Annotated in this window: 12 protein-coding genes; 7 read left to right on the top strand and 5 right to left on the bottom strand. The window is 41.1% G+C overall.

All coding sequences use genetic code 11. The annotated features are described in order from the left end of the window. Window positions 1-176: 176 nt before the first annotated feature. Window positions 177-527, top strand: coding sequence for a putative quinol monooxygenase (locus tag V6259_RS07480; RefSeq protein WP_133013206.1), 351 nt, complete (start codon window positions 177-179; stop codon window positions 525-527). A gap of 54 nt (window positions 528-581) precedes the next feature. Here V6259_RS07480 and V6259_RS07475 read toward each other — a convergent pair whose 3' ends face one another. Together V6259_RS07475 and V6259_RS07470 are read right to left on the bottom strand one after the other, a co-directional pair. Continuing rightward, the gene (locus V6259_RS07475) at window positions 582-1,163 is read right to left on the bottom strand and encodes a porin family protein (RefSeq protein ID WP_133013205.1); all 582 of its coding nucleotides are present in this window, start codon (window positions 1,161-1,163) and stop codon (window positions 582-584) included. A gap of 343 nt (window positions 1,164-1,506) precedes the next feature. Beyond that, a complete protein-coding gene (locus V6259_RS07470; RefSeq protein WP_133013204.1) occupies window positions 1,507-2,439 on the bottom strand; it encodes a LysR family transcriptional regulator in 933 nt (310 codons plus the stop codon). Between the two features lie 147 nt (window positions 2,440-2,586). On the opposite strand from V6259_RS07470, the gene V6259_RS07465 reads away from it, so the two are divergent. Both V6259_RS07465 and yghU read left to right on the top strand, forming a co-directional pair. Further along, window positions 2,587-3,363 carry a ferredoxin--NADP reductase gene (locus tag V6259_RS07465; protein WP_133013203.1) on the top strand — a complete coding sequence of 259 codons (777 nt, stop codon included), beginning with the start codon at window positions 2,587-2,589 and terminating at the stop codon, window positions 3,361-3,363. 233 nt (window positions 3,364-3,596) lie between these two features. Beyond that, complete coding sequence (gene yghU, locus V6259_RS07460; RefSeq protein WP_341584047.1) at window positions 3,597-4,448, top strand: glutathione-dependent disulfide-bond oxidoreductase; 852 nt, start codon at window positions 3,597-3,599, stop codon at window positions 4,446-4,448. Window positions 4,449-4,524: 76 nt separating this feature from the next. Here yghU and V6259_RS07455 read toward each other — a convergent pair whose 3' ends face one another. Then, on the bottom strand, window positions 4,525-5,415 hold the full coding sequence (locus tag V6259_RS07455) for a LysR family transcriptional regulator (RefSeq protein ID WP_341584046.1): 891 nt from the start codon (window positions 5,413-5,415) through the stop codon (window positions 4,525-4,527). A gap of 133 nt (window positions 5,416-5,548) precedes the next feature. On the opposite strand from V6259_RS07455, the gene V6259_RS07450 reads away from it, so the two are divergent. Together V6259_RS07450 and V6259_RS07445 are read left to right on the top strand one after the other, a co-directional pair. Next, window positions 5,549-6,730 (top strand): MFS transporter, encoded by a 1,182-nt coding sequence (locus V6259_RS07450; protein WP_341584045.1) that lies wholly within the window; start codon window positions 5,549-5,551, stop codon window positions 6,728-6,730. A 167-nt stretch (window positions 6,731-6,897) separates the two neighbouring features. Next, window positions 6,898-7,110, top strand: coding sequence for a hypothetical protein (locus tag V6259_RS07445; RefSeq protein WP_341584044.1), 213 nt, complete (start codon window positions 6,898-6,900; stop codon window positions 7,108-7,110). A gap of 185 nt (window positions 7,111-7,295) precedes the next feature. Here the strand turns inward: V6259_RS07445 and aphA are convergent, their stop codons facing one another. Further along, a complete protein-coding gene (aphA, locus tag V6259_RS07440) occupies window positions 7,296-8,006 on the bottom strand; it encodes an acid phosphatase AphA (protein ID WP_341584043.1) in 711 nt (236 codons plus the stop codon). 559 nt (window positions 8,007-8,565) lie between these two features. Here aphA and V6259_RS07435 point away from each other — a divergent pair. After that, entirely contained in the window at window positions 8,566-9,723 is a 1,158-nt protein-coding gene (locus V6259_RS07435) for a phosphatase PAP2 family protein (protein ID WP_341584042.1), read from the top strand. A 252-nt stretch (window positions 9,724-9,975) separates the two neighbouring features. On the opposite strand, the gene V6259_RS07430 is transcribed toward V6259_RS07435, so the two are convergent. After that, on the bottom strand, window positions 9,976-10,689 hold the full coding sequence (locus V6259_RS07430) for a FadR/GntR family transcriptional regulator (protein ID WP_133012891.1): 714 nt from the start codon (window positions 10,687-10,689) through the stop codon (window positions 9,976-9,978). Window positions 10,690-11,378: 689 nt separating this feature from the next. Here V6259_RS07430 and V6259_RS07425 point away from each other — a divergent pair. Then, entirely contained in the window at window positions 11,379-12,257 is an 879-nt protein-coding gene (locus V6259_RS07425; RefSeq protein WP_341584041.1) for an NAD(P)-dependent oxidoreductase, read from the top strand. Window positions 12,258-12,297 lie beyond the last annotated feature (40 nt).

The raw sequence follows: 12,297 nt of genomic DNA, 5'->3' as shown, positions 1-12,297 counted from the left end.
TAGACAGTCACCAAAATGGAAGGTCGTTATTATCTTTCGCATTTTTCTGCACAAAGAGAACAACATGGGGAAGTGTTGTCAGTGAGCTTGTTTGTACGTTGACCATTGGTTATGGTCGAATGACTTTTTATCATAAGATCAAAAAGGATTTTCCATTTTTTTGAAAGGGCTTATTTATGTCTAGTAAAGTGTATTGTGTTGCGCAGTTTTTACCCAAAAAAGGTCAAGAAAAGGCCGTGTTCAAGTTATTACAGGGACTTGAAGCCAATGCGCTACGTGAAGACGGCTGTATCCAATATCGCGTCACGCGCCAAATCGCCTGCCCTATGGCCACTGGAACCAGTTTCCCTCTTGTTTTTAATGAAATTTGGAAAGACATGGCATCGTTCGAAGCGCATAACCAGCGTAGCGAATTGGTGGCATTTTTTGAAAGCCAATGTAAATCGAGCGATGGCTTAATCGAAGATTGGAATGTGTGCGTGTATTCAGATGAACCAGAAGATTTTGATGCGCCAAAATTAGGCTAGTTTTTTAACCGCCTAATGATGCTCGACAAGTAATACTTGTCGAGCAAATAGCGATTAGAAACGGTATTCTGCACCTACGCTAGCTTGGTTAAAGTCCGTATTAGTACGGGTACTAGAGCTGTCGGTCGCGCTTTTCGCGTCCAGATCCATGTCATACCAAGTGTACTGAGCGTTGACTAGGAAATTATTAGTCACTTTGAAGCCAACACCTGCACCAGCGAAGACGCCAGTATCGTTGGAGCTGTCATTGTATGAGGCAACGGAATAATCGGTTGAATACCAAAGCTGACCTGCTTTCGCGAACAACTCCACTCGATTGCCGACAGGGATGGTACCTTTCACAGCAGCAGTATAGCCGTCTGTTTTTGCACTAGTGACGTCATTGCCATAGCGTCCGAAATCGATATAACTGCCTTCTAATGCGAGGTATTGGTTAATGCGATAACCGATGACACCCTGTTTCACATCGTGGTTACTGTCTTGATCAAAGTTATCGTCGCCATCTAGTTTTAAATAACCGTAATTACCACCAACATAAAATCCGTGAGTGTTGGCTGGTGTCTCATCTGCGCTGGCTATTGTGCTAAAAGAAGCTAACGCGATAGTGGTTGCAAGTGCGGGAATGAAGTTCTTCATGTGCTTACTCCTCAGTTACTTTTTCAAATAATTAAACAAGCTGTATCGCTTGATTAAGATAAGTAACAAGGTGTGTGCCAGTTTTAGTTTGGCGGCGTTTTCTTCATCTTTCCTTCATTTTCTATGCGAAAAGATCAGTAAAACTGTCGCTTTATTAACATGCGAACGAATTTAATTTCTTAGATCCGAAAACGTTATCATGATGCCAAGACCCGTTTTTTAGGTTTCTATTTCTATTATGTGTAGTTTATTCATGTTGTTTGAAATAGTTACAACGGTCCAGCAAACGTCAGTGCGTCCAAGCAGATGGGTAGACGAGCTGATTTAGAGACGCTTACATTTGCTAGTCATTATGGATGCGGGATAAATCTACTTGATCACTGCGCTCTATGCCTTCCGTTATCTCTCTACATAAGGTGAGAAACTCTCGCATGCCAGGTGTTTGGTGTTTTTTCTTGTGCCAAAGGAAGTAGAAGTAGCGCTGTAAATCTAAATTAGGTGTTTCAATCGGGACTAGGCTACCTCGTCGAAAGGCGTCTTTTAAGGCTAGGCGTGAAATACAACCAATGCCCAAACCAGACTCAACCGCGCGTTTGATGGCTTCGGTATGTTCCAGCTCTAAGCGAATATTAAGTTGAGCGTGATAATGATGAAAAGCATGATCAAATGTTTCGCGTGTCCCAGAGCCTTTTTCTCTTAATATCCAAGGCGTCTTAATTAGCTCATCCATTGTGACCTGTTCTAATGACGCCAAAGGATTCTCTGGAGAGCAGAAAACGACGAGCTCATCAGCCATCCATTTTTCCACTTCAATGTCCGGGTGATGGCAAGCGCCTTCTATTAAACCTATATCGAGTTCGTAGTTACTGATTTGTTGAATAATAGTACTAGTGTTGTGTACTTCTAATTTAATTTGGCTATCTGAATGTAAATGAAGGAATTCGGCGATTAATAACGCCGCAAGATAGTTACCTATGGTTAAGGTGGCTCCAACTTTCATCAAGCCATAACCTTGGTGTCCTTTTAACGTGTTATTAATGTCTTCTGCTCGATCCAAAAGTTCTACGGCAAGGGGTAATATACGACGTCCCATCTCATTTATTTTAAGAGATTTTCCTACTCGATCAAATAATTGCGAGTTGTATTGACGTTCGAGTTCGCCCAATGCCGTGCTAGTGGCAGATTGAGACATGAACAGTTTTTCGGCAGCTCTAGATACGCTACCCGTTCGCGAAACAGCGACAAATATTTCGAGTTGTCTTAAAGTGAATTTCATAAGGGCTATATCTATTTTATAGATGGATAATATCTAAATAATCAACTTAACAAATACTATAGTCGTTTATAAAATAGACGACAATGAAATGCTGACGTCTTTTTAACCCTCAGCTAAACCCTCTTATAGATTTAAAACAGGATAACCATGAGTGCATTTGCAACAGAACAAGTGTTGAGCGTCCATCATTGGGACGATAATCTTTTTAGCTTTAAAGTGACACGAGATCCGAGTCTACGTTTTGATAATGGTCAATTCGTGATGATTGGTTTGGAAACAGATACTCGACCTTTGATGCGTGCCTACAGTATCGCTAGTCCAAATTACAGTGAGCACTTAGAGTTCTTTAGCATCAAAGTAGCCGATGGCCCTTTGACATCTCGTTTGCAGCATCTGAAAGCAGGCGATGACATTTTAGTGAGCCGCAAGCCAACAGGCACCTTGGTAACACGTGATCTTCATCCGGGTAAACATCTTTATCTTTTATCAACAGGAACGGGTCTAGCCCCCTTTCTAAGTGTGATTCAAGATTTTGAAGCCTACGATGAGTACGAGAAAATCATCCTAGTGCATGGTGTTCGTCACGTTAGTGAATTGGCTTATGCGGACTTTATTGAAAACGAGCTGCCGAATAACGAATACTTTGGTGATCTAGTGAAAGAGAAATTGATCTACTACCCAACCGTGACGCGAGAACCGTTTCGTAACCAAGGGCGTTTGACCGATTTGATCAACAGTGGAAAATTGTTTGACGATATTGGCTTGCCACCGTTGAGCCCAGAAAATGATCGTGTGATGATTTGTGGTAGCCCGCACATGCTTAAAGACACCGCCGCTTTATTGGATCAGCGAGGATTTAACGAATCGCCTAAGATCGGTGTGCCAGGGGATTACGTTATCGAACGGGCTTTTGTCGAGAAATAAGGCTTTTACTTCCCCATTTATTCATCCTTTGTGCTCTAGTGCACAAAGGATTTTTTGTGTCATTATTTTAGCGTTCACTGTTGGCGTGGTTAAGCCTTGCTGGCAGCAGCCTTGTTAACCTTAAGCAAGGTCCCATATAGATAGAGACTACGGATAAGCCAGTTAACATTTGTATGCCATTGGGTGACAAAGGCTTTTCTACTTGGTTTGCGAAAAGACGCTTAGGAGAATTTATGAGTTCTGATACAAATTACGTCCCGCCAAAGGTTTGGCAATGGGAGTCTGAAAATGGTGGTAAATTTGCTAGCACTAACCGACCTACAGCAGGAGCAACCCATGAAAAGGTGTTGCCGGTAGGCAAGCACTCACTTCAGTTGCATTCTTTAGCAACACCGAATGGTCAGAAAGTGACGATCATGCTGGAAGAGTTGTTGGCAATGGGTATCGACGCCGCCGAATACGATGCTTATTTGATTAACATTGGTGAGGGTGATCAGTTCGGTTCCGGTTTTGTAGAGATTAATCCAAACTCAAAAATCCCCGCTTTAATGGATCACAGCACAACACCGCCAACACGCGTATTTGAGTCAGGTGCTATTTTGCAGTATCTGGCGGAAAAGTTTGATGCGCTTGTGCCGAGTGACTTTAAAGCCAAAACAGAATGCCGTAATTGGCTATTCTGGCAAATGGGTTCAGCGCCTTATTTAGGTGGCGGTTTTGGTCATTTTTATGCCTACGCACCGTCTAAAATGCAGTACCCAATTGATCGTTTTTCAATGGAAGTAAAGCGTGAGTTAGACGTACTTGATCAGCATTTAGCAAACAATGAATACTTTGCAGGTGAAGAGTACTCGATTGCAGACATCGCGATTTGGCCTTGGTATGGCAACCTAGTATTAGGTAATCTGTACGATGCTGCTGAGTTTTTGGACGTAGCAAGCTACAAAAACGTGATGCGTTGGGCAAAACAAATTGAAGCACGCCCAGCGGTTCAGCGCGGACGCATCGTCAATAAAGGGTTTGGTGACGGAGCCAAACTGCTAGAGCGTCATGACGCTTCCGACTTTGATGGTTTACTCGACTAATTCGACTCGATTGAATCGTTATTGATTAAGCAAAAGGGCTAACATGGTTAGCCCTTTTTTATGGCTTTGAAAAACGTTAAAAGCTGAGTTTTCCTGCAATAAACTGCAAAAACGCGTCGATTCTAGAGGCAAGTGCTGTGTGCTTGTAATACACAGCTTGAATCAATTCTCGTGGGTTTGGTGTCTGGATGGTGTCTGGCAGTAAGTTAACTAGGCGGCCAGATTGAAGATCATTGGCAATCATAAAATGAGACAGCAGGGCAATGCCGTTACCCTCTAAGCACAGCTGGCGAATGGTCTCTCCGCTGTTGGCTTTGATGCTAACCGCCAGATTGACGGGAGGGGTATTGGGTAGCTTGTTTAAGTTCGCACTATCAGAGAAGCCAATAATATCGTGCTGGCTTAGCTCATCCAGTGTGCTAGGGGTGCCTGAGCGCATGAGATATTCAGGCGCAGCCACTAAATGCAAAGGGCTGCGTCCAAGCAGTGACGCGTACAGTCCTGAGTCACTTAAGCCGCCGATCCGAATGGCTAGGTCGGTGCGTTTTTCGATCAAATCAATAATGCTGTCATTTGATACCAGCTCTAATTCGATGTCTGGATAGGCGATTCGAAACGGCTTGATCAAAGGAACAATCTGATGAAGAACAAAGGGGCTGGCAGCGTCGATTCGTAAACGGCCACTAGGGCGTATTTTTTGTTCAGTGAGGGCGAATTCCGCGCCCATTATTTGCTTCATTGCATCACGAATCGAGCGAATAAATTGCTCGCCTTCTTGAGTCACTGTGACCTTTCGAGTGGTACGAGTAAACAGGCTGCAGGCGTGCTCTTGCTCAAGGCGTGAGATGGCACGAGAAACCTTGGCGACTTGTATGTCGAGCGCATTGGCCGCGGCAGAAAAGCCCCCATGATCCGCGACGGCAAGGAGTATTTCTAAGTCTTCTGTCTTTGAGCGTATACCATTCATCTTGCATCACTCGTATATTGTTGTCGATTATGAAAAGGTGATTTGTTATTAATGCTGTTTTTGTAAATATTAACAAGCTTCATACTCCACTCCAACAAAACTTGAACCTCATTTTTAATAGGAGTGCATTATTATGCCGCTTGCTCTTTGGGCACTGGCGCTCAGCGCCTTTGCAATTGGTACGACTGAATTTGTTATTGTTGGCTTGATCCCAACCATTGCAAACGATCTTTCTGTGAGCTTGCCAAGTGCAGGTTTGCTGGTCAGCTTATACGCGCTAGGTGTGGCCGTTGGCGCCCCTGTATTAACGGCGTTAACAGGTAAGTTAAACCGAAAATGGCTGCTGATTGGTTTAATGAGCTTGTTTATTCTTGGTAATATGCTGGCGTGGATTGCACCTAGCTATGAGGCCTTGATTACCGCCAGAATATTAACCGGCTTAGCCCATGGTGTGTTCTTTTCTATTGGTTCGACGATAGCGACTCGCTTGGTGTCGAAAGAAAAAGAAGCCAGTGCGATTGCTTTGATGTTTACCGGCTTAACGGTTGCCTTGGTGACAGGGGTGCCTTTAGGAACTTGGATCGGTCAGCACTTTGGTTGGCGTGCGACCTTTTTAGTGGTGTCTGCTCTTGGTTTAGTTGCCATGATTGGCAGCGCGATCTTAGTACCTAATAACTTGCCTCAATCTGCCAGTGCGAGCTTGGTGAAACAGTTGTCTGTATTGGCGAAACCGCGTTTGTTGTTGGTCTATGCGATGACCGCGATAGGCTACGGCGGCACGTTTGTTGCCTTTACCTTTCTGGCTTCTATTCTTGAGTCGGTGAGTGGCTTTCCCTCTTCTGCGATTGGTTTAATCATGCTGGTTTATGGTGTGTCTGTGGCGGTTGGTAATATTTACGGCGGCAGAATGGCGGATCGCATGGGACCTGTGTCGGCTTTGTCTTACCTTTTTGTAGCATTAGCGGCGGTACTTTTCTTATTTTACTTTACAGCGCCTTATCCATGGTTGGCATTAGCAACGGTATTGATTTTGGGAGCCTTTGCCTTTGGTAATGTGCCAGGACTACAAGTCTATGTGGTGCAGATTGCTGAGCGAGAAGCGCCACATGCGGTAGACGTCGCCTCTGGACTGAATATTGCGGCGTTTAATGTGGGAATTGCGCTTGGTGCGCTTATTGGTGGCCACATAGTGGATAAATTCCAACTAATAGACACCGCATGGGTCGGCGGCGTTATTGTGCTGGTGGCGTTTGTTTTAACGCGCTTTAGTGGTTACTTGGATAACCGCTCCGTGGCGGAACGAGCCGCTGCTTAAAGCATATTAGGTGTACTTAAAGAAAAGGGAGCGATGATGATCGCTCCCTTTTTTGTTTATAAGCGAAGCTGGCAAACCCATCAGGTTGAAAGAGACCTGTCTCACCCCGACTGGGGGGAAGGGAATCCGAATCGTAATGAGCTGAGTTGGTTACTATGCAGAAGCTAATGGATAAGCATCCTAAAATAAGCCAAATTCGTTTGGCTGGAATGGTGTCACTACATGATGAATTGAGGGCGATTCTGGCCAAGAAATGCCCAGAATACAGCTCTTTTGTATTAAATGTTTTGTCAGATATATTGTTATCTAGTACTTGGTCTGGCATTGAGTTGTGGTTGCGAGGTGATGCCACGCTGGAAGAAGGGTTTGAGCAACCTTGAGCGGCGGTGCAAGAGGTGTCTGGTTTATTGTTAACAGAGTCTAAATAGCCTACGGCTGATAAAAATCATGATAGGTTTATGCTGATCGTATACGTTAGTTCGTAGTCGCTCTATTAGCGCTAAAAAAATATAAAAGCCGCCATTCATTTGAAGTGCGGCTTTTGGTTTATTCGTAGAGGTGAGCTCTAGTATTGAGAGTCTTTTAGTACTCGCTCGCCATAAATACCGTTTTTAGGAATTGGTTTGTAGCTGGAGTTAGCAGCGCGCATTACACGAATACCTTCTGCACCTGCATTTCGTGCTGAAATAATATCGCCGTCAGCGTCACCATAATAGATTTTGATGTCGTGTTCTTTAATGTACGGTGTTTTTGTGTATTCAGTTCGGCTAGACCCTGCAAAAATCACATCATGCATATTTTTGATATCGAACGTTTTCTTTAGATATTTTGTGGTGAAATGACATTTAGAACCAGTACGGCCGGTAATGAAGTAGATACTATCACCGCGATCTTGATGCATTTTAATCAATTCTTGTGCTATGTGTTTAGGCATGCTGAATTGATCCCAGCCACAGTTCGCTTTATCCCAAAATTTTTGGTTTGTTAAATAAGAATAACCATTAGGTGAAAACTCTTGCTGGCCGCGGTAAAAAACAGGCGAGCTAAATAGTGTTGTATCATCAATATCAAAACCAACGGCAAAAGGGGCTTTCCCTTCCAGTTCATGCTTGATGTCTGCAACTGAAATCATTTTCACATCCGCTGGCATGCCCGCAGTGGTCATATCAATGGAAGAATAGCCTTTGTGTGTTCCCGGCATTTTTGGATCTGCATTAGCAGATAAGCTAGCAATGCAAGCCATAATCAGTGTGATGGTGCGTAATGTATATTTCAAGGTGATCCCTCAGCGTTATTATCATAATAAGAATGATCGATTTTATCGCTAAAAAACCATATTTTCTATCATATTTTTTCAATAAAAAAAGCTCGAAAATGAAGGTGAAATAATAATTATATTTTTACTGCGCCGCCGCAGACGGTAGAAGCTATCATCAATTATTCCACTTCTATGTGTGTTGGATAATCCCGTCACTGACAGAAAATCAACCGATGAGACTTGCCCTTCACAAAGAAATTAACAATCTTACGTTTGATGTCACGCTCTAATTTTTTACAGTTGCGCTCTGTGCATTCTAGACCTAATCATGAAAAATTATTTATTGAAATTCAGTTTTATTTATTAGTATGTGATTTTTTTCATTTTATAAAAATGAATAGTTTTATATTAAAAATACTAAAATTAGTGATATCTTGTGTTTTTTCTTGAATGAAAGAAGTTTAGTTCATTGTGAATCCTTGATCGAAGTTTCCTTGTTTTTTTCCCATTTTTTAAAAACTATAGACAGATAGTCGTTTTTAATCTTATTGATTTTTATCATAAAAAAAGAATGACAATGTCATCTTTATTGACAATTTATCCATATGATTTTATTATTAAAAAACTTCTTACTCAAGTGAATCAAACTATGCTCAGCAGCACAAAAAAAAGCTCATTTGAGCTCTTTATACAACTAAAAAAGGAACTCAATAATGTAGCTTTCTATATAAAAGGTGATTCTATCATCTATGTATTAATCGCTTTTATTGTTGCTTCTGTATGTTTATTTGCTTCACTTAACGGTTATTCTAATAAAATATCACTTTTTTCTTACATGTATGCAATGAAGTGGGTAGTATTTTTTTCAACTTTATTTTTATTTTTTGGTTATTTCTTCATACTATTATTACGTCGAGAACCAAGACCTCTTTTATGTTATTGGGATAAGTTAAAACTCATATATACTCATCGTGCAAGGATAGTATCTGCTTTTATTCTTTTAACCGCTATAAGTGCTTTTATTTCCAGCTTTTCTACTATGAAAGGCCTTATCCCGTTAGTACATCCCTTTGAGTATGATTTAATTTTTCATGACATAGATTTTTGGCTATTTTTAGGGCATGAACCTTGGCGTGTAATACACTCAATTTTTAATTCACCCTATCTCACATTGATAATTAATTTTTTCTACAACGTTTGGTTCTTTTTAATTTGGGGAGTATTAAGTTATTTTTTACTTGCACTGCCTTCCCGTTCAAGAACTCGATATTTAATCAGCTGGCTATTGTGTTGGTCTATTTTAGGTATGATTATCGCTATGTTACTCTCGTCTGCTGGACCTGCATTTGCAGGACGACTAGATATAAACAATCACTATTATGATCCGTTAATGCAATTATTACAGGAACAAAATGTCTGGCTTAAGCATCGAGGATGGGGAGAAGTCTTTTCGTTAGGTACTCAAGATGATTTATGGCAAGCATACGCTAACGGGAAATATATGCTCGGTAGTGGAATATCTGCAATGCCAAGTATACATATTTCCATGGCAGTACTGATGGCACTGGGGATAAGCTCATTAAATCGTAAGTTAGGTTTTGCATTCTGGATATTTGCAGGAATCATCATGATCGGTTCTGTTGATTTAGGCTGGCACTACGTTGTAGATGGCTTAGTTAGTGCGCCACTTACATGGCTAATCTGGTATTTATCAGGGAAAGTGATGCGCCAGTAATACTATATCAACACCTATTAATATTAGGGATTGCATAGATAAATTAACGTATAAACGTTTACGTGCTTGATCGCAAATAGGAGGAAAAGTTAGGCTTTTAAAGCTCAGGATAAAGTTTCTAATGATAGGTATATTATTAACGTCTAATCTAGGGTTAGTGTAGTTTTTTATTTAACATAAAAAACCCACTATAAAATATAATGGGTTTTTATAAGTATTACTGCGGACTAAATAAGATGCTCTTTTTTTAAACTAGGCTTCTTCTGGGAGCCTATGTTTAGTGGATTGAAGGTGATCTTGTGAGGCTGATCGCGCTCTATCACTATCTCCAGCCATAATTGCTTCATAGATGTGTCTGTGTTCATCCAAGCAAACATCACCATTTTTAGAAGAATGTATTATAAACGTTTTAAACATCGTCGATAAAATATTTCCAAAAGGTAAATAGAAGTCATTATTGGTTGAATTGAAAATGAGCTGATGAAAGCTCAGGTCAACTTTTGTCCACGTTTCTTGATCAAAATTCTGTGTCACTTTGACCATTTTTTGAAAGATTTCCGAAAGCTCAATTCTTTGCTCTGCTGTGGCATGGACAGCAGCGAGTGCACAAGCTTCAGGTTCGACCGCTCTTCTTAGGCCTAGAAATTGTGAACAAAACTCTTCGGGATCACTTAGGCCATCCATCCATTCAATTAATTGAGGATCTAGAAAATTCCAGCGATCTCTTGTTACTATTTTAGTACCAATTTTTGGTCTAGATTCAAGCAAGCCCTTGGAGGTAAGGAGTTTCATCGCTTCTCGAAGGGCTGTTCGGCTAACACCAAACTGCTCGCATAATGTCATTTCATTAGGAGCAATAGAACCTTGCGGTAATTCCCCTGACAGAATGCGGCGCGCAATACTTCTAGCTACCTGAATGTGTAAACTTCTTGTGGAAGTTGAGATAAGTGCAAAATTATTGGCCATGGTGTCCTTAGTATCACAAGCAGATTGCTAATTTGAATTAGTCATTTTAAGTTTATTGGTACAATATTAGCATACCTTTTTATAAGGATGAATTAATTGTCCAACCATAATACATATGGAAGGTTATATCTAAGCATCAATCTAAAGAGTTCTGCGTTGGATTTTGAATCGAAAAACATTATTGGTGAGATACTCAACTAATAATGCCAGCCACTTAAGACAATAATCTATCTTCTGTGTCACCAACCCTCATCCTCATTTTTTAATTTTAAGCTATGTAAAAAGCGGGGATTGTTTTTTCTTATCTTGTGGCGAGGTAGCTGAAGATAGACGAAGTATCCCTCTATTTTGTTAAGAGTGCTTCTCCCTTCTAATATCTTTGACTGAACTATCAATTACGCTTATTTAATGTGCCTTTATGACTTAAAAATAACTATATGTAGTGTTACGAGTACTGATTGTATTTCAGGTACTCGTTGGGAACGATTTTTATTTCCTTTCCGTTTATGCGTTAGATACAGGTCCCTGGACTTAATCAGAAGCCTCTATGTTGTAGTGAGCCGTGGCATTTTATCGTTAATTATTGGGGTATGGCTCAAATAATTGCGTAACGGTTAACAGTTGTATATTATTAAACGATAATTAAGCATATAATAATACAAATAAATTCAATTCAATAGGAGATACTCATGTCAAAACCAATCATTGGATTCATCGGGCTTGGCCTTATGGGCCGTAATATGGTCGAAAACTTACAAAATAAAGGTTTTGAGCCCATTGTAATGGATCTTAATAAAGAAGCCGTTGCTGCTGTTGTTCAGCGCGGTGCTATTGAGGCAACATCAGCGGCTGAGTTGGCTGCAGCTTGTGACATCATAATGCTTTGTCTGACAACATCCGCTGTTGTTGAGAAAGTGGTTTACGCTGATGATGGTATTTTAGCAGGTATTAAAGAAGGCGCTGTACTGATTGATTTTGGTACTTCTATCCCGGCTTCTACCCGTAAAATTGGTGCTGATCTTGCCAAGAAAGGCGCAGGAATGGTTGATGCTCCATTGGGTCGTACTCCAGCTCACGCTAAAGACGGCTTGCTGAACATTATGGCAGCAGGTGATCAAGCGACTTTTGACAAGGTAAAACCTATTCTTGATATGCAAGGAGAGAATATTTTTTATCTAGGTGCTCTTGGGGCTGGTCACACGACTAAGTTGATCAATAACTTCATGGGTATGACGACGGTTACTGCAATGTCTCAGGCGTTTGCTGTAGCAGATCAAGCTGGTGTTGATCGTCAGCAACTTTTCGACATTATGTCGACTGGCCCATCTAACTCTCCTTTTATGGGGTTCTGCAAAAAATACGCAGTGGATGGTGTGAGTGATTTAGGTTTCTCAATTGCGAATGCTAATAAGGATCTGGGCTATTTTCTTGAAATGGTTAAAGATTTGGGGACGCGCGCGCAAATTGCTGAAGGAACGTCTGCAAACCTACAAGCAGCTGTAGACGCCGGTATGGGTAATGGTAATGTTCCAGAAATATTTGATTACTTTTTAACGCTAGAAAAGTAATTCACTAATACATTATTCTGAAAAATTAAAAAAGCCAGCT

The sequence above is a fragment of the Marinomonas sp. TI.3.20 genome (assembly GCF_038155025.1).
GTDB lineage: Bacteria > Pseudomonadota > Gammaproteobacteria > Pseudomonadales > Marinomonadaceae > Marinomonas > Marinomonas flavescens.
Note: the sequence above shows the minus strand (reverse complement) of the source record. Positions and strands in the feature narration are given on the sequence as shown.

Coding starts and splice junctions, on each gene's coding strand:
- V6259_RS07475 (WP_133013205.1), bottom strand. CDS start 1,163: ATGAAGAACTTCATTCCCGCACTTGCAACCACTATCGCGTTAGCTTCT.
- V6259_RS07455 (WP_341584046.1), bottom strand. CDS start 5,415: ATGAATGGTATACGCTCAAAGACAGAAGACTTAGAAATACTCCTTGCC.
- V6259_RS07445 (WP_341584044.1), top strand. CDS start 6,898: ATGGATAAGCATCCTAAAATAAGCCAAATTCGTTTGGCTGGAATGGTG.
- V6259_RS07480 (WP_133013206.1), top strand. CDS start 177: ATGTCTAGTAAAGTGTATTGTGTTGCGCAGTTTTTACCCAAAAAAGGT.
- V6259_RS07465 (WP_133013203.1), top strand. CDS start 2,587: ATGAGTGCATTTGCAACAGAACAAGTGTTGAGCGTCCATCATTGGGAC.
- V6259_RS07425 (WP_341584041.1), top strand. CDS start 11,379: ATGTCAAAACCAATCATTGGATTCATCGGGCTTGGCCTTATGGGCCGT.
- V6259_RS07430 (WP_133012891.1), bottom strand. CDS start 10,689: ATGGCCAATAATTTTGCACTTATCTCAACTTCCACAAGAAGTTTACAC.
- V6259_RS07470 (WP_133013204.1), bottom strand. CDS start 2,439: ATGAAATTCACTTTAAGACAACTCGAAATATTTGTCGCTGTTTCGCGA.
- yghU (WP_341584047.1), top strand. CDS start 3,597: ATGAGTTCTGATACAAATTACGTCCCGCCAAAGGTTTGGCAATGGGAG.
- V6259_RS07435 (WP_341584042.1), top strand. CDS start 8,566: ATGTCATCTTTATTGACAATTTATCCATATGATTTTATTATTAAAAAA.
- V6259_RS07450 (WP_341584045.1), top strand. CDS start 5,549: ATGCCGCTTGCTCTTTGGGCACTGGCGCTCAGCGCCTTTGCAATTGGT.